19 protein-coding genes are annotated in these 23495 nt (G+C 38.4%); 9 read left to right on the top strand and 10 right to left on the bottom strand.

Annotated elements, in window-relative coordinates:
• Nucleotides 1–9 precede the first annotated feature (9 nt).
• Nucleotides 10–2637 carry a DNA topoisomerase (ATP-hydrolyzing) subunit A gene (gene gyrA, locus DK858_RS00755; protein ID WP_109395803.1) on the bottom strand — a complete coding sequence of 876 codons (2628 nt, stop codon included), beginning with the start codon at nt 2635–2637 and terminating at the stop codon, nt 10–12.
• Between the two features lie 172 nt (nt 2638–2809).
• Between gyrA and ubiG the strand changes: the two genes are divergently transcribed.
• Nucleotides 2810–3547 carry a bifunctional 2-polyprenyl-6-hydroxyphenol methylase/3-demethylubiquinol 3-O-methyltransferase UbiG gene (gene ubiG, locus DK858_RS00750; RefSeq protein WP_109395802.1) on the top strand — a complete coding sequence of 246 codons (738 nt, stop codon included), beginning with the start codon at nt 2810–2812 and terminating at the stop codon, nt 3545–3547.
• A gap of 141 nt (nt 3548–3688) precedes the next feature.
• Here ubiG and DK858_RS00745 read toward each other — a convergent pair whose 3' ends face one another.
• A complete protein-coding gene (locus DK858_RS00745) occupies nt 3689–3898 on the bottom strand; it encodes a hypothetical protein (RefSeq protein WP_109395801.1) in 210 nt (69 codons plus the stop codon).
• Here DK858_RS00745 and nrdA point away from each other — a divergent pair.
• The 5 genes from nrdA to tyrP all read left to right on the top strand — a co-directional run bounded on the left by nrdA (nt 3897) and on the right by tyrP (nt 9351).
• Complete coding sequence (nrdA, locus tag DK858_RS00740; RefSeq protein ID WP_109395800.1) at nt 3897–6188, top strand: class 1a ribonucleoside-diphosphate reductase subunit alpha; 2292 nt, start codon at nt 3897–3899, stop codon at nt 6186–6188. The genes DK858_RS00745 and nrdA overlap by 2 nt on opposite strands.
• An 11-nt stretch (nt 6189–6199) precedes the next feature.
• On the top strand, nt 6200–7330 hold the full coding sequence (gene nrdB / locus DK858_RS00735; protein WP_109395799.1) for a class Ia ribonucleoside-diphosphate reductase subunit beta: 1131 nt from the start codon (nt 6200–6202) through the stop codon (nt 7328–7330).
• Between the two features lie 25 nt (nt 7331–7355).
• The gene (gene yfaE, locus DK858_RS00730; RefSeq protein WP_075670674.1) at nt 7356–7634 is read left to right on the top strand and encodes a class I ribonucleotide reductase maintenance protein YfaE; all 279 of its coding nucleotides are present in this window, start codon (nt 7356–7358) and stop codon (nt 7632–7634) included.
• A gap of 90 nt (nt 7635–7724) precedes the next feature.
• Nucleotides 7725–7958 carry a YgdI/YgdR family lipoprotein gene (locus tag DK858_RS00725; RefSeq protein WP_109395798.1) on the top strand — a complete coding sequence of 78 codons (234 nt, stop codon included), beginning with the start codon at nt 7725–7727 and terminating at the stop codon, nt 7956–7958.
• 181 nt (nt 7959–8139) lie between these two features.
• Entirely contained in the window at nt 8140–9351 is a 1212-nt protein-coding gene (gene tyrP / locus DK858_RS00720; protein WP_109395797.1) for a tyrosine transporter TyrP, read from the top strand.
• Nucleotides 9352–9441: 90 nt separating this feature from the next.
• On the opposite strand, the gene DK858_RS00715 is transcribed toward tyrP, so the two are convergent.
• Nucleotides 9442–9984, bottom strand: coding sequence for a YfaZ family outer membrane protein (locus tag DK858_RS00715; protein ID WP_109395796.1), 543 nt, complete (start codon nt 9982–9984; stop codon nt 9442–9444).
• Nucleotides 9985–10268: 284 nt separating this feature from the next.
• Here DK858_RS00715 and DK858_RS00710 point away from each other — a divergent pair, with 284 nt between their 5' ends.
• The gene (locus DK858_RS00710) at nt 10269–11723 is read left to right on the top strand and encodes a catalase (protein WP_109395795.1); all 1455 of its coding nucleotides are present in this window, start codon (nt 10269–10271) and stop codon (nt 11721–11723) included.
• Nucleotides 11724–12108: 385 nt separating this feature from the next.
• Here DK858_RS00710 and menE read toward each other — a convergent pair whose 3' ends face one another.
• The 6 genes from menE to DK858_RS00680 form a co-directional block, all read right to left on the bottom strand.
• On the bottom strand, nt 12109–13536 hold the full coding sequence (gene menE, locus DK858_RS00705) for an o-succinylbenzoate--CoA ligase (RefSeq protein WP_109395794.1): 1428 nt from the start codon (nt 13534–13536) through the stop codon (nt 12109–12111).
• On the bottom strand, nt 13524–14495 hold the full coding sequence (menC, locus tag DK858_RS00700; protein ID WP_109395793.1) for an o-succinylbenzoate synthase: 972 nt from the start codon (nt 14493–14495) through the stop codon (nt 13524–13526). Before menC ends, menE begins: the two co-directional genes overlap by 13 nt.
• Nucleotides 14495–15352 carry a 1,4-dihydroxy-2-naphthoyl-CoA synthase gene (menB, locus tag DK858_RS00695; protein WP_023581739.1) on the bottom strand — a complete coding sequence of 286 codons (858 nt, stop codon included), beginning with the start codon at nt 15350–15352 and terminating at the stop codon, nt 14495–14497. The genes menC and menB overlap by 1 nt, the downstream gene beginning before the upstream one ends.
• Nucleotides 15353–15364: 12 nt before the next feature.
• A complete protein-coding gene (gene menH, locus DK858_RS00690) occupies nt 15365–16132 on the bottom strand; it encodes a 2-succinyl-6-hydroxy-2,4-cyclohexadiene-1-carboxylate synthase (protein WP_109395792.1) in 768 nt (255 codons plus the stop codon).
• Complete coding sequence (gene menD, locus DK858_RS00685) at nt 16107–17801, bottom strand: 2-succinyl-5-enolpyruvyl-6-hydroxy-3-cyclohexene-1-carboxylic-acid synthase (RefSeq protein WP_109395791.1); 1695 nt, start codon at nt 17799–17801, stop codon at nt 16107–16109. The genes menH and menD overlap by 26 nt, the downstream gene beginning before the upstream one ends.
• 343 nt (nt 17802–18144) lie before the next feature.
• Nucleotides 18145–19476: an isochorismate synthase gene (locus DK858_RS00680; RefSeq protein ID WP_109395790.1), complete on the bottom strand. Its 1332-nt coding sequence runs from the start codon at nt 19474–19476 to the stop codon at nt 18145–18147.
• Between the two features lie 212 nt (nt 19477–19688).
• On the opposite strand from DK858_RS00680, the gene DK858_RS00675 reads away from it, so the two are divergent.
• Complete coding sequence (locus DK858_RS00675; protein WP_109395789.1) at nt 19689–20903, top strand: alpha-xenorhabdolysin family binary toxin subunit A; 1215 nt, start codon at nt 19689–19691, stop codon at nt 20901–20903.
• Nucleotides 20904–20918: 15 nt separating this feature from the next.
• Nucleotides 20919–21947 carry an alpha-xenorhabdolysin family binary toxin subunit B gene (locus tag DK858_RS00670; protein WP_109395788.1) on the top strand — a complete coding sequence of 343 codons (1029 nt, stop codon included), beginning with the start codon at nt 20919–20921 and terminating at the stop codon, nt 21945–21947.
• 74 nt (nt 21948–22021) lie between these two features.
• On the opposite strand, the gene nuoN is transcribed toward DK858_RS00670, so the two are convergent.
• A complete protein-coding gene (nuoN, locus tag DK858_RS00665; protein WP_109395787.1) occupies nt 22022–23491 on the bottom strand; it encodes an NADH-quinone oxidoreductase subunit NuoN in 1470 nt (489 codons plus the stop codon).
• Between the last annotated feature and the right edge of the window lie 4 nt (nt 23492–23495).

The raw sequence follows: 23495 nt of genomic DNA, 5'->3' as shown, positions 1-23495 counted from the left end.
TGATAAATACTATTCTTCGTCCGCATCATCTGCTAAATCTGAATCAGGTGCCTCTGATAACTCTTCGTTAATAACTTCATTAACTTCATCGTCATCTAGTGCATCATCTTCATCTTCGACACGTTGCAAACCAACAACTAACTCACCTTCTGTTGTACGAATTAGGGTAACACCTTGTGTATTACGTCCAACAATGCTGACTTCAGAAACACGTGTACGAACTAATGTACCCGCATTGGTGATCATCATGATTTGGTCAGTTTCTTCAACTTGAATTGCACCAACAACTTTACCGTTACGCTCACTCACTTTAATAGAGATAACGCCTTGTGTTGCACGATTTTTCGTTGGGTATTCACTTTGAGCAGTACGTTTACCATAACCATTCTCAGTTACGGTTAAGATATCACCTTCACCACGAGGAATGATCAGTGACACCACTTTATCGTCATCGCTCAGCTTCATACCACGAACACCTGTCGCAGTACGACCCATTGGGCGAACACAATCTTCTGCAAAGCGAACCACTTTACCTTCCGCAGAGAACAGCATAACTTCATTAGTGCTATCGGTTAAATCAACACCGATTAACTCATCGCCTTCATTTAAATTAACAGCAATGATACCTGCACTACGAGGGCGGCTGAAATCTTGCAAAGGTGTTTTCTTCACCGTTCCGCTTGCCGTCGCCATAAAGACAAACTTACCTTCTTCATACTCTCTTACTGGCAAAATAGCGGTAATACGCTCATTTTGTTCAAGAGGTAACAAATTGATAATTGGACGACCACGAGCACCGCGACTTGCTTCTGGTAACTGGTAAACTTTCATCCAGTAGAGACGACCACGGCTTGAGAAGCATAAAATCGTATCATGGGTGTTAGCTACCAGTAGGCGATCGATAAAGTCTTCTTCTTTAATTCTGGCTGCTGATTTACCTTTACCGCCACGACGTTGTGCTTCGTAATCGGTAAGCGGTTGATATTTAACGTAACCTTGATGAGAAAGTGTCACAACAACATTTTCTTCATTGATCAAGTCTTCAATATTAATATCAGCCGTATTTTCAGTGATCTCAGTACGACGAGGATCGTTATATTGATCTTTAATCGCATTTAGCTCTTCACGAATGACTTCCATCAAACGCTCTGGGCTTCTTAAGATATGTAACAACTCAGCAATTTGGAGTAATAAATCACGATATTCATCTAACAGTTTTTCATGTTCAAGACCTGTCAGTTTCTGCAAACGCAGATCCAAAATAGCTTGAGCCTGTTGCTCTGTTAGATAGTATTTACCGTCATGCACACCATACTGTGGCTCTAACCATTCAGGGCGAGCAACGTTGCTATCGCCAGCACGCTCTAGCATGGTAGAAACGCTACCTAAATCCCATGGTTGTGCAATTAATGCCGCTTTCGCTTCTGCTGGATTTGGTGCTTGACGGATCATTTCAATAACTGGGTCAATGTTCGCCAAAGCGACAGCAAGTGCTTCTAAGATATGAGCACGGTCACGCGCTTTACGTAATTCGTAAATAGTACGACGAGTAACAACTTCACGACGGTGACGAATAAAAGCAGAAATAATTTCTTTTAAATTTAATAATTTTGGCTGGCCTTGGTGAAGCGCAACCATATTAATACCGAAAGAAACCTGCATTTGTGTTTGTGAGAATAAGTGATTTAATACCACTTCCCCCACAGCATCACGTTTGATTTCAACGACAATACGCATACCGTCTTTATCAGACTCGTCACGTAATCCGCTAATACCTTCAATACGCTTATCTTTAACAAGCTCTGCAATTTTTTCAATTAAGCGAGCTTTATTCACCTGATAAGGAATTTCTGTCACGATAATCGTTTCGCGACCTGTTTTCTCATCAGTTTCGATATCAGCCTGAGCGCGGATATAAATTTTTCCGCGACCAGTACGGTAAGCATCTAAAATTCCTCTGCGGCCATTAATAATAGCGGCAGTCGGGAAATCAGGCCCCGTAATATGTTCCATCAACTCTTCAATCGTGATGTCTTCGTTATCAACGAAAGCAAGGCAACCGTCGATAACTTCGCCTAGGTTATGTGGAGGAATGTTTGTTGCCATCCCTACCGCAATCCCTGAAGAACCATTGACTAACAAGTTTGGAATACGGGTTGGCATTACTGCCGGGATATGTTCTGTTCCATCATAGTTAGGAACAAAATCAACCGTTTCTTTTTCCAAATCCGCCAGCAGTTCATGGGCGATTTTCGCCATACGAACTTCGGTATAACGCATTGCAGCCGCCGAGTCACCATCAACTGACCCGAAGTTACCCTGCCCGTCAACCAACATGTAACGCATAGAAAAAGGCTGTGCTAAACGAACAATCGTTTCATAAACAGCACTGTCACCGTGCGGGTGATATTTACCGATAACATCCCCAACAACACGGGCTGATTTTTTATAAGGTTTATTCCAATCGTTTCCTAGTACATTCATCGCGAAAAGTACTCGACGGTGTACTGGCTTCAGTCCGTCTCGAACATCGGGTAATGCGCGTCCTACAATAACAGACATCGCATAATCCAAATATGAGCTTTTCAGCTCTTCTTCGATATTAACTGGTGTGATTTCTCTGGCAATGTCGCTCATGGAGCCACTGTCCCTCATACTACGGATTCAAAGGTTTAGAACTATACCACAAATCGCCAATTTTTGGAAAAAGGAAACAACTAAATTAATACTCCTTTCGCTATTCTCTTCGATTTCACCGTCTAACGTTGGTAGAATCATGACAATATGAAAATAGGAGTAATACTTTCTGATGAATGATAAAACAACCTCTTTACATGCTAACGTGGATCAGCATGAAATCGACAAGTTTGAAAGCGTCGCATCACGGTGGTGGGATCTTGAAGGTGAATTTAAGCCATTACACCGCATCAACCCACTAAGACTCAACTATATTCAAGAACGCGCAGACGGCCTATTTGGAAAAAAAGTCCTAGATGTCGGTTGTGGTGGCGGTATTTTGTCTGAGAGTATGGCATGTGTTGGCGCTGAAGTGACTGGTCTTGATATGGGAACAGAACCGTTACAAGTCGCACGGTTGCACTCACTAGAATCCGGTATTCCCGTCACTTACATTCAAGATACCGTTGAAAACCACGCGAATGAAAATCCACAAACTTACGATGTCGTTACTTGTATGGAGATGTTAGAGCACGTTCCTGACCCATCTTCTGTTGTCAGAGCCTGTGCAAAACTGGTAAAACCAGGTGGACATGTTTTCTTCTCAACCATCAATCGTAATAAAAAAGCGTGGCTAATGCTGGTGGTAGGTGCGGAATATATTCTGAATATGGTACCTAAAGGCACACATGATGCTAATAAGTTTATTCGCCCGTCAGAATTACTTAGCTGGGTCGATGAAACCGATTTACGTAGCAAAAATATGATTGGTTTACATTATAACCCGATCACTGACAAATTCAGATTAGCGCCGAATGTCGATGTGAATTATATGGTGCACACACAATCGACATATAACTCGAATTCGTGAAACTGAAAGTTTGATTTGGTCTAATAAAACATCAAACGATCACATTTTTTAAAATTGACTTTACATCGTTGCCACTTGAATTTGTGTTTCTTACTGCCTGTATTTATGCAGGGTACGGGCAGTTGTTAAAAAATTTATCCCCTATTTATCCACAGAAACAATCAGATTTGTACACTTGATCAATCTCTCAATTACCTTTATCTTGTTATCACCATTTGAACCAACCCCTATATATTGTGTTTCCTTAAATTTCACACCACAAGACTCCTTGACATAGTTTGTCATCGGGAGCGTTTTTTTGCGGTATAAAATTTCAGGTAACACTAATGCAAGATAAGGTGCATCGCTCATGAATCATAGCCTGCTCGTCACAAAACGTGATGGTCATAAAGAACGCATTGACTTAGACAAAATTCACCGTGTTATCGCCTGGGCCGCTGAAGGTCTAGAAAATGTCTCAGTATCTCAAGTTGAATTACGTTCTCAGATTCAGTTTTATGATGGTATCAAAACTGCTGATATCCATGAAACGCTGGTAAAAGCTGCTGCAGACTTAATCTCTGGTGAAACACCTGATTATCAGTATCTCGCTGCCCGTCTTGCCGTATTTAATTTACGTAAAAAAGCGTATGGCCAATTTGAGCCACCAAAACTGTATGATCACGTTAAAAAATTAGTCGATTTAGGCAAATACGATCGCCATCTTCTAGAAGATTACACACAAGAAGAGTTCGAACAGATGAATAATTTTATTGTTCATCAACGTGATATGAATTTCTCCTACGCGGCAGTTAAACAGTTAGAAGGTAAATACTTCGTTCAAAACCGTATTACAGGTGAAATTTACGAAAGCGCACAGTTCTTATATGTTTTAGTTGCAGCTTGCTTGTTCTCTCGTTATCCACAAGCAACACGTATGGACTATATCGAACGTTTCTATAATGCGATTTCAACCTTTAAAATCTCATTACCAACACCAATCATGGCTGGAGTAAGAACCCCAACTCGTCAATTTAGCTCTTGTGTTTTAATTGAGTGCGACGATAGCCTTGATTCTATCAATGCAACATCAAGTGCCATTGTGAAATATGTTTCTCAACGTGCGGGTATTGGTATTAATGCAGGTCGTATTCGTGCCTTAGGTAGTGCTATTCGTAATGGTGAAGCATTCCACACAGGTTGTATTCCGTTCTATAAACACTTCCAAACTGCGGTAAAATCTTGTTCGCAAGGCGGTGTCCGTGGTGGTGCGGCAACCTTATTCTACCCATTATGGCATTTAGAAGTTGAAAGCCTGCTGGTACTGAAAAATAACCGTGGGGTTGAAGATAATCGTGTTCGCCATTTAGATTACGGTGTTCAGTTAAATAAATTAATGTACGAACGTTTAATCAAAGGTCAGGAGATTACTTTATTCAGTCCTTCTGATGTTCCTGGTTTATATGATGCATTCTTTGCTGATCAAAATGAATTTGAACGTTTATATGTACAATATGAGAAAGATAAGAGCATCCGCCAAAAACAAGTTAAAGCGGTTGAGTTATTCTCATTAATGATGCAAGAACGCGCTTCAACTGGTCGTATTTATATTCAAAATGTTGACCATTGTAATACACATAGCCCATTTGATCCGGCTGTTGCACCCATTCGCCAATCAAACTTATGCTTAGAAATTGCACTGCCAACTAAACCATTAAATGATATTAAAGATCCTAATGGTGAAATTGCACTGTGTACATTATCTGCCTTTAACTTAGGCGCAATTGAAAACCTTGATGACTTAGAAGAACTGGCTCGTTTAGCTGTTCGTTCATTGGATGCACTGTTAGATTACCAAGATTATCCAATCTTAGCGGCTAAACAAGGTGCAATGGGGCGTCGCACCTTAGGTATTGGTGTTATTAACTTTGCTTATTATTTAGCAAAACACGGTGTTCGCTACTCTGATGGTAGCGCAAATAACTTAACTCATCGTGCATTTGAAGCAATTCAATACTATTTATTAAAAGCATCTAATGAATTAGCGAAAGAACAAGGCGCATGCCCATGGTTTAATGAAACGACTTACGCTGAAGGTATTCTACCTATTGATACCTATAAAAAATCATTGGATGTATTGACAAAAGAGCCACTGCATTACGATTGGGAAAGTTTACGCAAAGACATTAAAGAGCACGGTTTACGTAACTCAACTCTGTCTGCGCTGATGCCATCAGAAACCTCTTCACAGATTTCGAATGCAACAAATGGTATCGAACCACCACGTGGTTATATCAGTATTAAAGCCTCTAAAGACGGTATCTTACGTCAAGTGGTTCCTGAGTATGAGCGTTTGAAAGGCGCTTATGAATTACTGTGGCAAATGCCAAGTATTGAAGGTTACTTGCAGTTAGTGGGTATCATGCAAAAATTCGTTGACCAAGCAATTTCAGCAAACACTAACTACGATCCTACTCGTTTCCCTAGCGGTAAAGTTCCAATGAACCAGCTGCTGAAAGATTTGCTGCTCGCTTACAAATATGGTGTGAAAACACTTTATTATCACAATACCCGCGACGGTGCAGACGATGTACAGGGTGATCTGGAAGAAGTCGTTGAGGCGGAAGATTCAGATTGTGAAGGCGGCGCGTGTAAAATTTAATTGAGGAAGCTATGTCTTATACTACTTTTTCACAAGTTAAAAATGATCAACTTCAGGAGCCCATGTTTTTTGGGCAGCCTGTTAACGTAGCGCGTTATGATCAACAAAAATATCCTATTTTTGAAAAGCTAATTGAAAAACAGCTCTCCTTCTTCTGGCGCCCAGAAGAAGTGGACGTTTCTCGTGATCGTATTGACTACAATGCGTTACCTGATCATGAAAAACATATTTTTATTAGCAATTTAAAATATCAAACACTGTTGGATTCAATTCAAGGAAGAAGCCCTAACGTGGCATTCTTACCTTTAATCTCAATCCCAGAGTTAGAAACATGGGTTGAAACATGGTCATTCTCTGAAACCATTCACTCACGCTCTTATACTCATATTATTCGTAATATTGTTAACGATCCGTCAGTTGTGTTTGATGATATCGTTGAAAATGAAGAAATTTTAAAACGTGCGCGTGATATTTCTTCTTATTATGATGAATTAATCAATCTGACAAACCTTTATCACATGTATGGTGAAGGCGACCATCAGGTTAAAGGCAAAACCGTTCATGTCACATTACGCAAATTAAAGAAACAGCTTTATTTGTGTTTAATGAGCGTTAACGCACTAGAAGCGATTCGTTTCTACGTTAGCTTTGCCTGTTCATTTGCCTTTGCTGAGCGTGAACTGATGGAAGGTAATGCGAAAATCATTAGACTTATTGCTCGTGACGAAGCGCTACACTTAACAGGCACACAGCACATGCTGAATTTACTGCGTTCAGGTCAAGATGATCCTGAAATGGCAGAAATTGCAGAAGAATGTGAGCAAGAGTGTTATGACCTGTTCGTTGAAGCTGCCGAGCAAGAAAAAGAGTGGGCTGAATACCTATTCTCTGAAGGCTCAATGATTGGTTTAAATAAAGATATCCTTTGTCAATATGTTGAATATATTACTAATATTCGCATGCAAGCAGTGGGTCTTAAATTACCATTTAAAGCACGCTCTAACCCTATTCCATGGATCAATGCATGGTTAGTGTCTGACAACGTTCAAGTTGCGCCTCAAGAAGTTGAAGTCAGTTCTTACCTCGTGGGTCAAATCGATTCACAAGTTGATACTGATGACTTAAGTAACTTTGAATTGTAATACTGAGAAATAACATCGATACGTTATGGCATCTCATAAAGTGACCCTGCATCAGCAGGGTCTTTCAAAACCTTTAGAATTTCATACTGACACCCATCCTTCTTTGCTTGATGCATTAGAACATGGGAAAGTCCAAGTCGAATACCAATGTCGTGAAGGCTATTGTGGCTCTTGTCGTCTACGTTTAGTAAAAGGCAAAGTTTGTTATCGCAACGAGCCTTTAGCATTTATCCAGCCTGATGAAATCTTACCTTGTAGTTGTCATCCCATCAGTGATATTGAAATAGAAATTTACTCTGAATAATTTGAATTATCTTAATTTAAGCTTTTTTCTAACACTCTTGTTCAACTTTTACTAAGGTTAAGTTAACACAATAAAAAAAGGAAAAGCATTATGAAATTAAAGTCTCTTTTCTCAGTCATTGCAATTTCTACATCAATTTTGCTCGTTGCAGGCTGTTCCAGCCCACAAAAAATTGAAACAGTAAATGGGGAAACAATTTTAACGACAGATAAACCCCAAGAAGATGAAGCAACTGGATTAATTACCTACAAAGATGCAGAAACAGGACAGCTCAAACAAATTAATCGTGATCAAATAAGACGAATGGTAGAACTTGACGATTAACGCCCTGATAAATCTTTCTCTTAAAGCGCCAATTCATATTTATGATTGGCGTTTTTTTATTCACAACACCTTACATGTAAACAAATCATTACACTCTACGTAATTAAAATTTGACAGAAATTTACCATTCTTATACTCTGCATTTCTAAGTAAATAAATAGTCTAGTGAATAGAGGAACTTGTGAAGAATCGCACTATAGGCAGTGTTTTTATTGTTGCAGGAACAACAATTGGGGCAGGTATGCTGGCAATGCCACTGGCTGCTGTGGGTATTGGCTTTAGCACAATGATGCTATTGCTTGTTGGTTTATGGTTATTGATGAGTTATACCGCATTACTTCTGGTGGAAGTTTATCAATACAACGACCCTCATACTGGCCTTGGTTCTATCGCAAAACGCTATCTCGGTATAGGCGGTCAAGTCATCACAGGCCTTGCACTATTGTTATTAATGTATGCGCTAACCACCGCTTATATTAGTGGTGCGGGTGAACTCCTTTCTGCTACTCTTTCATCTTGGATTGGTCATGAGCTCTCTGTCACACAAGGTATTATTATCTTTACAGTGATTGGCGGAGCTGTAGTCGGGATTGGCACAACATCGGTTGATATGATTAACCGTCTATTGTTTACCGCAAAAGTTTTCTTCCTCATATTTATGCTAATTGTGATGTTACCTCACGTTGAATCAGTAAACTTAACCTCAATGCCTGTGGCGTATGGGCTTATTCTTTCTGCTATTCCTGTTATTTTCACCTCTTTTGGTTTCCACGGTAGTGTGCCAAGTATCGTCAGCTATATGAATGGCGATATTAAAAAGCTACGTATTATCTTTATTACTGGTAGTGCTATTCCGCTCATTGCTTATATTTTATGGCAAATGGCCACATTAGGCGCCATCCCAACAAATACTTTTATGGGAATTATGGCACAACAATCTGGATTAAATGGTTTACTAACAGCGATTCGTGATGTTGTTGCTACACCTCGCGTAAATATTGCTGTTAACCTATTTGCTGCATTGGCTTTGGCTACATCATTCCTGGGTGTTGCATTAGGTCTATTTGATTATCTTGCGGATTTATTTAAGCGCAGTAATCGTGCGACTGGACGTATGCAATCCAGCCTATTAACCTTTATTCCCCCTTTATTATGTGCACTATATTTTCCTAACTTTGTACAAGCTTTAGCTTATGCCGCTATTGCACTGTCAATTTTAGCGTTACTTCTACCCGCTTTATTAGTATGGAAAGTCAGACAAGAACAAAATAGTGCAGATAAATACAAAGTTAAAGGTGGGAATGGTGCATTAGGTATTGTATTTGTTTGTGGTCTGGTGGTTATTGGTATTCAAATCGCCATCACTTTTGATGTATTACCTCAAGTTGGCTAATATCCTTTCTAATACAGCTGTATTATAGACAATAAAAAGCAGGTGCTGATTTAGACACCTGCTTTTTTTGATTCAGATATAGCGTCTAGATTAGAAACTTAAACCTGCCCCCACATAGAAACCATCAGCTAATTTATTATTGCTTCTATTATGTGAGTTTTCGATTTCAATCACACGATAACCAGCATTAACATGCAATGGTTTAAAGACGGTTAATTGTGCACCCACATCAGCTTCATAATAAGATTTGCTACCAGAGGTTAATCCTTCAGGAGATGCATAAGCCTCACCATATAAGCTTAAAGCCGGCAGAACATTCCAGTTAAGTCCCACACCACCCGCTAAAGCGGCACCATCATCACCATTTTTTGGCGCTAAATAGAGTGCTTTACCACCAACACTTGCTGAAAAAGGCCCTAAAGGTAGCGCAAATTTTGCACCTAAGCTTCCTACTTGACCATCATGATCACTACGTGCCCAGTTTCCATTAAAAGAAAGGCCTGCATTAGGATCACCTAAACCGGCGCGAACATCCGTATAATGTTTCCCTGCTTGAATATTCATTGATACTGCATTGGCATTTCCAGCCACAAACAACGCACTTATCGCACCGACCAATAAATATTTTTTCATTGTAATTACCCCAGCAAATAATTGTCCTAATATATAATTATACAATAAATTTATTAAACAACTTGAGTCAAAATTGAAAGATAATCTGTAGAATTATCAATCTATGTAAATAAGTTACGTCTATCAATGTTATTGGTCTAATTGGTTTTATTAATGAGTTCAATATTGTTAAAGTGGAAATACAGTCAATATTAACCATAATAAGTATAAGGCTGTTCGCTTCGTTTTATTCACACGTGCTGTTTTTTTAGAACGTTTACTATTTCATAAACTGGAGATATGTGATGGAAAAGAAAAAGCTAACAACGGCGTCAGGCGCACCTGTCGTAGACAATAATAACTCGATGACAGCAGGCCCTCGTGGTCCGATGTTACTTCAAGATGTCTGGTTTTTAGAAAAACTAGCTCACTTTGATCGTGAAGTTATCCCAGAAAGACGTATGCACGCAAAAGGCTCTGGTGCTTTTGGTACATTTAAAGTCACTCACGATATTACAAAATATACTCGTGCTAAAATTTTCTCTAAAGTGGGTAAAAAAACAGAAATGTTTGCCCGCTTCTCAACAGTGGCTGGTGAAAGAGGTGCCGCAGACGCCGAACGTGATATTCGTGGTTTTGCGTTAAAATTTTATACTGAAGAAGGTAACTGGGATATGGTGGGTAACAACACCCCTGTTTTCTACCTTCGTGATGCTCTAAAATTTCCAGATTTAAACCACATTGTAAAACGTGATCCTAAAACTAACCTACGCAATATGGCATACAAATGGGATTTCTTTTCTCATTTACCAGAATCATTACACCAATTAACCATTGATATGAGCGATCGTGGTTTACCACAAAGCTATCGTTTTATTCACGGTTTTGGTAGCCATACTTATAGCTTTATTAATAAAGATAATGAGCGTTTTTGGGTTAAATTTCACTTTCGTTGCCAGCAGGGCATTAAAAACCTGATGGATGATGAAGCAGAAGCGTTAGTCGGTAAAGATAGAGAAAGCTCACAACGTGATTTATTTGATGCGATTGAACGTGGTGATTTCCCTCGCTGGAATTTACAAATCCAAGTAATGCCAGAAAAAGAAGCGTCAAAAGTCCCTTATAATCCTTTTGATTTAACTAAAGTTTGGCCTCATGCTGATTACCCATTAATCGATGTAGGCTATTTCGAATTAAATCGTAACCCTGAAAACTATTTCTCTGATGTAGAGCAAGCGGCATTTAGCCCCGCTAACATTGTTCCTGGTATTGGTTTCTCACCAGATAAGATGTTACAAGGTCGCCTATTCTCTTATGGTGATGCACACCGTTATCGTTTAGGTGTTAATCATCACCAAATCCCAGTGAATGCGCCGAAATGCCCATTCCATAATTATCATCGTGATGGTGCAATGCGCGTTGATGGTAATAGTGGTAGTGGTATTACTTACGAGCCAAATAATGGCGGCATGTTCCAAGAACAACCTAACTTTAAAGAACCACCATTATCTATTGAAGGTGCAGCAGATCACTGGAATCATCGTGAAGATGAAGATTATTTCAGTCAGCCTCGTGCACTTTATGAATTACTGAGTGATGAAGAGCATCAACGTATGTTTGCTCGTATCGCAGGTGAATTAGTACAGGCAAGTAAAGATACACAAAAACGTCAAATTGCCCTATTTAAGAAAGTCCATCCTGAATATGGCGCAGGCGTTGAAAAAGCAATAAAAGCGTTAGCAAAAAAAGACACTAAGTAACAAATAATAAAAAGCCTTGTGAGCAACTCGGCAAAACAAACCTCCTAGTTATTAATAAATTGGTAATTAGGAGGTTTTCTTTATCATTAAATTAATTTTTTTATTATTAACAAAGAAGCTCTTCGTAACTAAATTGGCCTGAAATATTAATCACCAAGCTAGGCGTATTTGAATTTTTTGTAGTTACCATCTTAATAATTGTTTTATTATTTTCATAACCCAACGTTAACTCATTCTTACTCCTCGCAAACGACTGAACTAATTTTGGATTAATAATATTTAAAAAAACACAAATATAAATAATTCAACTACTTTATCTAATAAATGGTATTGTTGATTAGACTAACAATATTATCTATAAAATGTTACTGATAAGAATAATATCTTACCCTAATTGTGTTTTCACCCACTCTTGCACTTGCTTGCGAGAGATTTTAATTCCGCCATTTTTAAGACTTTCTGGGAGTTGTAAACAAGCAACAGGACGTTGAAATCCGGCTAATTGAGAGTGATACCATTGTGGTAACTGATTAATTGTTTCAAGATCGGTATCTACAACCGCAACAGGCCGTTGTCCAAACTCCATATCATCGATAGGAACAACAAAAGATTGGCTTACATTAGGGTGTGTATTGAGTATTTTCTCAATATCTTCTGGCTGAATACCTTCACCTGCACTAAAAAAAAGATTATCTAATCGCCCTAAAACACACCATTCATCAGCAATAAAACCGCCTTTGTCTCGCGTTGAATACCATCCATCAGCTGTAAGTGATAACGGTTTTAATTTACCATCAAACCAATAACCTAAAGCAACGCTATCAGACATTATCTGAAGTTCATCATTGACTAACCTAACATTTTTGCCTTTTAGCGGAAGCCCTACCCCTGCTTTACCATCAGCACGCTTTGCACAAACCGTCGATGCCATTTCCGTCATGCCATAACCACACCAGCATTGAATACCCCAATGTTCTGCTTCTTGCGTTAGCTCAATAGGGATCATCGCTCCCCCTAATAAAACAGATTTTAAGGTAATAGATTGTTGATTATCTTGCTGCGCTCTATTTTGTAAGAAGCGCCATAGTTGTGTGGGCACTAAAGAGGCATGAGTACAACCTTGCAATGCATCCACAAATGGGTGCATTTCACGTACCACCAGCGTTGCTCCGCGTAATAACCAGCGCCAAAGTATACCTTGCCCTGATACATGAAAAAGAGGCAAAGAAAGTAACCAGCTATCACCTTTTTCCAAAGGCATTAACGACAAAACACCCATTGCACTACAAAGATGAGCATCAAAGGTGTGTACCGCCGCTTTGGGTAAACCTGATGATCCCGATGTCAAAATAAGTGTTGCCATACGAGATGGTTCCCATAAGACATCATTTACTCTTTGAGTTTTATATTGATGTGGCGTGTTATCTAGCTCAATACCGCTAAGATCAAGCAATGTCACTTTCAAATCTAGCGGTGAGCCACTCAAATCGGCATAAAAATCAATACATAAGTGAGGTAATAATTCATCAAGTAAAGATTTTGGAAGCTGTGGATTTAAAGGTAAAACCTTAGCACCACATTGAAAAGCTGCGAGTAATGCAAAAACAAGATTGAGGTGATTTTTTCCACGTAGCAACACGGTGCTTTGTGTATCAACCCCTTGTTTCATAAAATTATCAGCTAAGTGATTAATATGACAACTTAGTTGTTGCCATGTAATTGATGAAACACCTGAAATGATGGCCGTTTCATTTGGGTATAATTGTGCCCAGTGATGCCACGGCCATTGTTTAAATGGAACTACTGTTGCCATACTGTCTCTAGCTGTTCAAGAGAGATAAGTGGAATATCCACATTTGGCCAAGGACGAATAAGTTGTTGTTTAATTAAATCAACAGTATCGAGTCCTGGAATGCTATTAGGTGTTAACCATTGTGCAATTCTTGCTAATTGAGTGAGCCCAAAACTACTTTCAATGCTTGAACTAATAATGGCATCTAGTCCTAACGCATGCGCTTGTTCAACAAGCATTTGACAGCGTTCAAGACTCCCCACTAGCGTAGGTTTGATAACAATCGTTGTCACACCAGATTGTGGTTTTACTTCAAAACCGTCATCACGCACAGTTTCATCCCAAGCAATATTAATTCCTGTTGCTTGAGAAAAAGCCAGTGACTCTTCTGGGGTTTTACAAGGCTCTTCTAAGAATGCAATGCGATCTCGCCACGCAGGATTTACATACTTCGCAAAGCCTTCTGCTTTTGCCGGCGTCCAACTTCGATTGGCATCGAGTCTGAGTTTTAAGTCAGGAATAGCTTCTAATAACAGATTAACGACGATCCCATCACGCACAGCTTCATATAAGCCCACTTTGATTTTAGCGACCTTTTCACCTTCCATATCATTAAGGCTTAAAATCAAATCATCAGGATCGCCATTACACAAAGGTGCAGCACGATAATTCGCGTCTTGGGGCAACGTCTCATCAAGCTCTGCTAATGCACAGCTAATACCAAAAGCCACACTTGGTAGTTCACTATGAACTGGGTTTTCACCCGCACACCAAGCTGTTAACCAAGATTGTGCAGCTTCTTGTGCTTGTTCTAAAGTTTCACGGCTAAACTCAGGAAGAGGTGAAATTTCACCCCATCCTTGCTTGCCATTTTGCTCTAAACAGACAAGAAAACCATCACGCGTTTTTAACCTTTGATAGCGCAGAACAACGCCTGCATCTACAGGTAGGCTGAATGAATAGAGTTTGGCGTTTCGCATTATGGATTACGTTTAAATCGAGTGAAATCAGGTTGACGTTTTTCATTAAAGGCATTGCGGCCTTCTTGACCTTCATCAGTCATATAGAACAGCATAGTTGCATTACCCGCTAATTCTTGAAGACCCGCTTGACCATCGCAGTCTGCGTTTAATGCGGCTTTCAAACAACGTAATGCCATTGGACTGTTTTCCAACATTTCACGACACCAGCGCACGGTTTCTTTTTCAAGATCTGCATAAGGGACAACGGTATTAACTAAACCCATTTCTAATGCTTCTTTTGCATCATATTGACGACATAAGAACCAAATTTCGCGTGCTTTCTTTTGACCAACAATACGCGCCATATAAGATGCGCCCCAACCACCATCGAAAGAACCTACTTTAGGGCCAGTTTGACCAAAAATAGCGTTTTCAGCAGCGATAGTTAAGTCACACATCATATGAAGTACATGACCGCCACCGATAGAATAACCCGCTACCATTGCTACAACAGGTTTCGGACAAGTACGGATTTGACGTTGGAAATCCAACACGTTTAGATGATGTGTACCGCTCTCATCACGATATCCGCCGTAGTCACCACGAATTTTTTGGTCACCACCAGCGCAGAATGCTTTCTCACCCGCACCTGTTAAAATGATCGTACCAATAGTGTCATCATAGCGTGCATCAGCTAATGCTTGGATCATCTCTTTCACTGTCAAAGGACGGAAAGCATTACGCACTTGCGGGCGGTTAATCGTAATTTTTGCAATGCCATCGACTGATTTATGATAGAGGATATCTTCAAAACCTTCAGAGCAATCCTGCCATTCAATCGGTGCATATAATTTTTCTTCGCTCGGGTAAAGCATAATTAGGTTCCTTTAACCAAAGAGGGATAAAACATGATTTATCACCGCAGCATAAGCAACAGGCTGTGCCTGATGGGCATTATGACCAGCATGCGGGATAGTCGTTAATGGCAGCGAATACTGCTGCGCAATAGATTGAAATTTATTATCTTTTTCACCACAAAGCCAAATAAACGGCAATGTAAGTTGCTGTAATTCAGTCACCAACCACGGTTGATAACCCAAAGAAAGCGTCTCAAGGCTTTCTGCAATGCACAACCCGCTATTACCGCGACGCTTCTCAATCAGTAATTGACGTTTTTCATCACTTAAATCAGCAAAGACGGGTTGTTGGTACCATAGTGCTAAAACATCACTAATAGGTTCATTACGAAAACGTTCAGCCCAGCGTTTATCATGCGCAATGCGATTTTGTCTTTCTGTTGCATCAGATAACCCCGGATTTCCACCTTCTACAATCAACCCCATTAATCCCGTAGTATTACCAAAACACGCATGGTACATCGAAATTCTGCCGCCTAACGAATAGCCAATTAACCAATAGTGGTCAATACCTTGCTCTTTAAGTGTCTCCGTCAGTAATGTACTCACTTCAACAAAATTTTTCACGCTGATAGCAGCAGAACCACCATGACGAGGCAAATCAATCACCAGTGATGGATACTCATGACAAGCCTGAATGACAGGCTCCCATTCACGCCCCTCACCTAATAGCCCATGCAACCAAACTAACCAAGGCCCTTCATTATGGGTATTATATCGCTGACATGCTAAAGTCATGAGATGTTACCTGTTTTACCAGCTGATTTAATGTTTTTGCACCATCAGTATCATCAACAATTAACTCAATTAATGTCGTTGTTGGCGCCCCTGCCCAGCATTTCTGAACAGTCGTTAACAGTGCATCCCAACTTGTTGGTGAGACATAATGCAAACCAAACATTGCTGCCGCGTGTTTAAAATTTAGTGAATGAGGCATACAGTAAAAGCGTTCTCGCTCTGCCTCTGGCGTGGGTAGCATTGAAAATATTTGCCCGCCATTATTATTCACTACAATAATAACATTAGGTGCATAAACTTGTTGATGTAACGCTAAACTATTTAAATCATACAGCGCAGATAAATCACCTATTATTGTTAACGTTGGCTTTTCTGTCGCACGATGAACACCTGCAGATGTTGAAATTAAGCCATCAATACCACTTGCGCCTCGATTGCTCATCACAGGATACCCTTGTGGTAACTGAGCAAATGCATCGATTAATCGTACTATTAGGCTATTGCCAACAAATAATTGCCCATCATTAGGCAGTAATTTATCTAATTGGTGAGCAACCTGTGCTTCACCAAAATAATCGGTTACTTCACTGACTTTCTGATAAGTTTGTTTGGCTATATGAGTTAATACATTAGTCCAAGGTGAATTATCGACCGCTGGATGTGCCGTTAACCATTGCATTGGTGGTAATGTAAATTTCTCACCTTGATGATGACCAGGATCTAAACGTCCCGGAATAGGATCAATAATCCAATACGTTTTTGGTGCACATCCTACTTGCCATTGTAATAAGCGTTTACCGGTTAAGCTTGAACCAAATTGAATAACTATCTCAGCTTGATTTAATTCTGATGTTATTTGAGGGTTATTCAACCATAAATCGGCACAAGGTAGTGGTTGCCCTGTTTGAGATAACACATCCCCCAATAAAGGCCAACCTAGTTGCGAAGCCCATTTTGCAACTTCCCTCCCTTCTTCTGACGTAATGCGCCCTGCAACAACCACCCCTTTTTTCTGACGTAATATATTCCACAGTGGATGCATTGCAGCAGATGTAACAAGTGTTTCTTGTAACCACGGTTTATCACTTTGCCACCAATCTCCTAAAGCATCCGTCCATGGTGTCGATGTTTCAATATCATTACCATATAAAGGTTCTGCAAAAGGACAATTGATATGTAATGCACCATGAACCAACGTATTCATGGCATTATCAAGAGTAGAAACTAACCAACTCGCGGAAATATCAGCTGTTGGTCTTGGTAAAGAGAGGGTTTGTGAAGGGTGCGTTGCAAAAATACCTTGCTGTCGGATAGCTTGGTTTGCACCACAATCAATCAATTCAGGTGGCCTATCTGCGGTTAAAAAGATAACTCGTTCACCCGTTAATCCCGCTTCAATCAAGGCTGGGTATAAATTCGCAACGGCTGTTCCCGAAGTGACAATCACCGCAACGGGTTCTTTGGTTGCTTTTGCTAACCCTAAAGCTAAATGCCCAAGTCCACGCTCATCAAAATGCGTATGGCAAACTAATTTTTGATTAGCTGCCGCCGCAAGTGTTAAAGGGGTCGAACGAGATCCGGGAGCAATACAGATATGGCGCAAGCCATGACGAGTCAAAGTTTCGAGTATAACTTTAGCCCATTGGCGATTAAACGAACTATTAGACATTGATTATCCCAACAACGAAAACCTGCAATTGCTATTATAATATCTGTTACTAAATACTTTTCCTTAGCCTAGTTCAATGAACAGAAGTTTTCGTTAAATAAATCGTTAAAAAAACACTCAAAAAGTGCATTATTTAGGCTAATCATCCACTCTATTTTCAATGAGCTCTTTTTTATCGTTAAGAATAGGAATAAATAGCGTTAGTACTCTAAAGGATAGCATCAATTAATTAACAATTAGCAATGGTTATTTAAAGAGTAGCACTAAATAATTGACATAAAAAACTACTCATCAAATTTGATGACTACACTAATGTTATTTAAACTGAGATTATCTGTAAGAATTAACTCTCTTTTTCCAACAATGTTCGTAGACCTGCTGCTTTATTTTCGATTTCAGTCCACTCTTGCAGGGGATCAGATCCTGCGACAACACCAGCACCAGCATATAAAGTTAAGGCATCATCATGCAACTCACCGCAACGTAAACTAACAGCAAATTCCGCATGGGGAAGAGATAAATATCCCGCAGATCCCGCATACCAACGACGCTCGAAAGGTTCATGTTTACGAATAAAAGCACGAGCAACACTTCTTGGTAATCCACATACAGCGGCCGTTGGCTGTAATCGTTTTAAGCAATCGATATCATCAGCGTGAATTAATTTACCATGTATATAACGACGAAGATGTTGCACTTTACGCAACCGGATAACATCTGCGGGTGAAACATCAATACCTTCGACACCGCCTTGTAATCGTTGACAAATATCATCTACTACAACAAGGTTTTCATGCTGATTCTTTTTATCATTCATCAGCCAGTCTGCAAATTTAGTGGCTTGTTGTTCGTTATCAGAACTCGCCACAGTACCAGCCAACGCTTCTGTATAAAGCATCAACTCATCACGTTTATATAATCTTTCAGGTGTTGATCCCATAAATGCATCTGAAGGTGAAAATGCCAGCATATAGTGATAACAATGATGATTAACATCACGACTCGCCTTCATAAATTGGATCGCTTTAAGCGGATTATCCAATGTTAAGCACGTTGCTCTTGCAGGGACAACTTTTTCAAATAAACCTTGGCTAATTTCATCTAAGGCGATATTGAGATAGTGAGTCCACTGTGCTTGTGTTAAAGAGTGATTGACATGAGTAACAGAAACAGAAAGCGGTTCAATTTCTACGGCTTGGTTTAATGTTTGCAGAAAATCTAATGTATTTTGTTTATCCCCCTCATCCAACATATTTAGATGAACAGAAAGCTGTTGTTGATGGCGTCTAATCTCAATGTGAGGCAAAAAAAGGTAGGCATTATCGCCTTTTATTTTGTCAATACGACCAGGAATAATGGTATCCCATGCATTTAAGCCCCAAATACGCACATCATCACTATTTACATCACTCTGGTGTAAATCTAAAAATTGGCAAGCATCTTCAATATGATTAAAACAACGCAACTGCCCACAAGCAGCAACTTCTTCATGCTCATCACGATGTTGCCAATAAAATTGAGGATAATACGACTGTGCCGCGAGCCAAGAGAGCAATGAAAATGAAACCTCTGATGGCAAGGTGACTTTCAAATGTAAAAGATTACCTTGTGCTATCAGATTTATATTTTTCACTTTTTCGTACAGTGCCAAAAACACAGGATTAATCTTTTCCACTACCAATACCCACAACAAAATTAAAAAGGTGATTATACGTCTCTATACAAATTATCAAAGGACTGATTAATTATAACCTTTGTCATTTATCAAAGTTTTGTATTTTTTATGTTACAAAGTAGATGCATTAACTCGCACTTCTAAAACAATCAACAAATCTTGATTAGATAAAGTGGTAAAGATAAAAATTTTTTATACATAAGTGAGGTTATATGGATACAACCACCTTTGAGCACGTCGATAAAATAATTGAGACGTCCGATATTCCTAAGGTTGCTTTGGGATTAATATTAGGTATAGATATTGAAGATGGACGATTACCGGGTATTGTTACTTCTCATGATTTAATAAAAATAAAGTCTTATATTAATAAAGCACTTTCTCTTCCTTACAAAATAGATGATATCATCAAATTTATTCATTACAATGAAATAAATGAACCACAACTCTCGCCTGATAATATCCTCTCTCTTTTTATTAAAATACGAGAGCACGCTTTTGATTGGAATAAAATAGAATATAGTATCAAGCAACAAGCAATTGATTTAGAAATAATGGGCAGAGAAATTACTTCTACAGGTGAAAATATCATTGCATTTATTAATCAAATGCCTTTATTAACAAAAATATCTTCTGTTATTGAAGATCTCTCCGAACAAGAGTTAAAAAGAATCCAATATAAATCTCAAGATAAAGAAGTTGCAACACAACTTATTCATATTTTAGAAAGCATGAAAGAAGATATTGAGAATGAACGTAATAAAACGATTAAAATAAAAGATAGCTTATCGACATTTAGAAGTAAAATAATAGGTGGAAAAGATAGTCAAAATGTCACTCACTCTTCTATCTATCATGAAATATTGAATAAAAAACGATTTATTAATGAATTTTATACAGACAATAGCAATTCTCTTATAGAAGAGCGGGATTTATTAATTGAGGAAATTACACGATTAAAAGATGAATATAAACACTATGTTAGTCTTGCTTTTACAGGACTCGCCATAGGTATTATTGGTGTTATTATTACGGGAGGAATATTTGGTGCAAAAGCTGAAGCTATTCGTAAAAAGAAAAATGAACTTGTTGAAAAAGTAAAGAAAATCAATGTGAAAATTGATATCTACACGGGTTTATCTTTGCATTTAAATACACTTTATATTGAATTATCAGAAATTGAGCAGTTTATTGAAGATACAAATATGGCCTTAGAGCATATTGAATATGTATGGCAGGCTATATTAACAGAAATAGAAGCATCAATAACTAACTTTAATAAAATTAACAATGCATTAGAGTTGATAAAATTTAGTATTTATCTTGAGAAAATCATCACACCTTGGTACATGGTCATTGGTTACTCAAAAGAGATCCTGCTCTCTTTTGATAGTGCACTTTCTACATTTTACTCATCAAATAACTAACAAAAGGATATTGTTATGAACAACCCTGAAAATCCTATTAAATTAGATCATCTCTTTGAACATAGTAAATTATTTCATGCATACAGAAATATTCTTTATTTAAGCAGTAGTAAATGCTATATGGATAGTGCACTAGAAGAAGAAACAACACAACTTTTAGAAAGAAACAATAAAAACATTGAAAATATTATTTATTTTTCTCTCAATCTAAAAAATAAACTAAGGCAAATTTTATTCAATGATATCTTAGAAACGATTAATGAAATTGATAAAGAAATACAGGTAGAAACAATTAACAATGAATTAAAGAATAAATTAAAAGAAGAAAAAAATGAAATATTAAAAATACTTTTTGATGAAATAGATGAAACAATAAATGCTATTAATCAACACAATCAATACCTTTCATTTGAAATTAAAGAATTAAAAAATAAATTTATCACAAATAAAATAACTCCTTTTATTCATGATAAAGAAAACAGCATGAAAAAAATCACAAATGAAATTGTTACTTTAGAACATCAATCAGGGGAAACAAAAAAAGAACTTGATATTATACGTGACAGTGAAGACATTTTACATAGAAAAAACTTTTTCGACCTTTTTAAAAACTCTATACCTCAACAATCAGAAATCAATAACCTCAACATTGAAACACAAGAAAAAAACATTTTATCTTCCCTAGTAAAAATATTAAATAATTTATTCTCTACATTAAATCATGGTTTTTCTTATACTAAAATAGTTGAAACTCGACACCAGCTTACTACACTTTATTTAGCACAAATAAAAAAAGTGCATCAGTTAAAAAAAGAACAACAAAATACACTATTAAACTTAAAACACCATTACAAACTCGTAGATATTGATTATTTTCTTCATATATTTATTAAGCAATTAGAGTTTTTATCTGAATATTGGAGAGAATTTATTTTGCAGATGTTTACACTAAAAAATAATAATTTATTAAATAAAGATATTATTATCCCTATGTTTTCATTCTTAGATGATTTTTCTTTATATTATGAAGATGTTGAAAAATAAAAAACCATTAATAATAACGAAAAAAACGGCTCTATAAAAGAGCCGCTCCTAATTTGAATATCTAACTATTACGATTAATTTGCTACAGGCGCAATAACCGCAAAATTAGTTAGTTCAATTAATGGTTGTGGCCATACACCTAAGGCAATCACAACGATAACACAGATTAATGCAACAAATGTTGCCATATTTTGTGATGTTGTTGAAATAGCAGGGGTGTTGTCATTGTCTGGTTTGCGTAAGAAGACAATCGCCGCAGCACGTAGATAATAGAATAAACCAATCGCACTGCCTAACACAACCATACCTGTTAACCACCATAAGCTTGAGCTAATGCCCGCAATGATGACATACAGTTTACCAATGAAGCCTAATGTAATTGGAACACCTGCCAGCGATAACATCATCAGTGACATCACCACAGCAACGACAGGACGGCGCCAGAATAATCCACGGTAATCTTCCAGTGAATCCATTTCGTTTTCACGATAAGGACTTGAAGCTACTGCAATAGCACCAAATGCCCCTAAACTTGCAAACAAGTAACCAGCTAAATAAATTTCTGCTGTTTCTTGTGCTAATACAGGGCTGTATTGCAACACGATTAATGCCACTAACAGATAACCAAGGTGTGATACCGAAGAGTAACCCAATAAGCGCTTCACGCTCTTTTGCGTTAACGCCATAATGTTACCAAACAAGATAGAGGCAATTGCCATGAAACCTAAGATCATTCGTAAGGTTTCACTATCTGCCGCTGGCGCTTCAAGGAATAAACGCATAACAACAGCAAAAATACCAATTTTGCTTGCTGTCGCTAAGAACGCGCCAGTAGGTGCTGGTGCGCCTTGATAAACATCTGGTGTCCACAGTTGGAATGGGAATAAAGATAATTTAAATCCAATTCCCACTAACATCATACCTAAACCTGCGAGTACTAATGGTTTATGGATATTGCTATCACTTAAACTTTGCCCCATTGCGGTAAAGGAGAGATCCCCAGCTTCTGCATAGAGAAGAGCCATACCAAACAGTAAGAAAGAAGATGCTGCTGCCGAAAGCAGCATATATTTGATACCCGCTTCCAAAGAGGGACGTTGTTGGAATGCATAACCGATAAGACCAAATAGCGGTAATGTCAGCAATTCAATACCAATAAACATCGATGCGAAGTGGTGAGCTGAAGAGAGTAAAATCCCTCCAATCACTGCAATCGCTATCAGCAAGTAAAACTCTTCTTTGTTATCTTGATAGCCTTCTAACCAAGGATAAGCAAATGCGATAGTTCCAATACCAGAAAGGATAACTAATGCAGTAAAGAAACTAGAATATCCATCAACATGATAAAGCGTGGTAACGTCTACTACGCCTAATGCATTAACGTAATAGAGCGATCCCAGCGCAAGGATGAAACCTGTTGCTGTCAAAGTGGCAATAATAAAATGATCGCGTCGCCACGCAATGGACAGCATCACAACCACCACCGTCAATCCGACGATCAATAGCGGTAGCATTGCGATCAATTGTTCAGGAGTTATTGTCATGGCG

This window comes from Proteus faecis, assembly GCF_003144395.1.
Classification (GTDB): Bacteria; Pseudomonadota; Gammaproteobacteria; order Enterobacterales; family Enterobacteriaceae; genus Proteus; species Proteus faecis.
Note: the sequence above shows the minus strand (reverse complement) of the source record. Positions and strands in the feature narration are given on the sequence as shown.

Coding starts and splice junctions, on each gene's coding strand:
- nuoN (WP_109395787.1), bottom strand. CDS start 23,491: ATGACAATAACTCCTGAACAATTGATCGCAATGCTACCGCTATTGATC.
- menH (WP_109395792.1), bottom strand. CDS start 16,132: ATGACTTTAGCATGTCAGCGATATAATACCCATAATGAAGGGCCTTGG.
- DK858_RS00710 (WP_109395795.1), top strand. CDS start 10,269: ATGGAAAAGAAAAAGCTAACAACGGCGTCAGGCGCACCTGTCGTAGAC.
- DK858_RS00670 (WP_109395788.1), top strand. CDS start 20,919: ATGAACAACCCTGAAAATCCTATTAAATTAGATCATCTCTTTGAACAT.
- nrdB (WP_109395799.1), top strand. CDS start 6,200: ATGTCTTATACTACTTTTTCACAAGTTAAAAATGATCAACTTCAGGAG.
- DK858_RS00675 (WP_109395789.1), top strand. CDS start 19,689: ATGGATACAACCACCTTTGAGCACGTCGATAAAATAATTGAGACGTCC.
- DK858_RS00725 (WP_109395798.1), top strand. CDS start 7,725: ATGAAATTAAAGTCTCTTTTCTCAGTCATTGCAATTTCTACATCAATT.
- menC (WP_109395793.1), bottom strand. CDS start 14,495: ATGCGAAACGCCAAACTCTATTCATTCAGCCTACCTGTAGATGCAGGC.
- menD (WP_109395791.1), bottom strand. CDS start 17,801: ATGTCTAATAGTTCGTTTAATCGCCAATGGGCTAAAGTTATACTCGAA.
- DK858_RS00745 (WP_109395801.1), bottom strand. CDS start 3,898: ATGAGCGATGCACCTTATCTTGCATTAGTGTTACCTGAAATTTTATAC.
- nrdA (WP_109395800.1), top strand. CDS start 3,897: ATGAATCATAGCCTGCTCGTCACAAAACGTGATGGTCATAAAGAACGC.
- gyrA (WP_109395803.1), bottom strand. CDS start 2,637: ATGAGCGACATTGCCAGAGAAATCACACCAGTTAATATCGAAGAAGAG.
- ubiG (WP_109395802.1), top strand. CDS start 2,810: ATGAATGATAAAACAACCTCTTTACATGCTAACGTGGATCAGCATGAA.
- yfaE (WP_075670674.1), top strand. CDS start 7,356: ATGGCATCTCATAAAGTGACCCTGCATCAGCAGGGTCTTTCAAAACCT.
- menE (WP_109395794.1), bottom strand. CDS start 13,536: ATGGCAACAGTAGTTCCATTTAAACAATGGCCGTGGCATCACTGGGCA.
- menB (WP_023581739.1), bottom strand. CDS start 15,352: ATGCTTTACCCGAGCGAAGAAAAATTATATGCACCGATTGAATGGCAG.
- DK858_RS00715 (WP_109395796.1), bottom strand. CDS start 9,984: ATGAAAAAATATTTATTGGTCGGTGCGATAAGTGCGTTGTTTGTGGCT.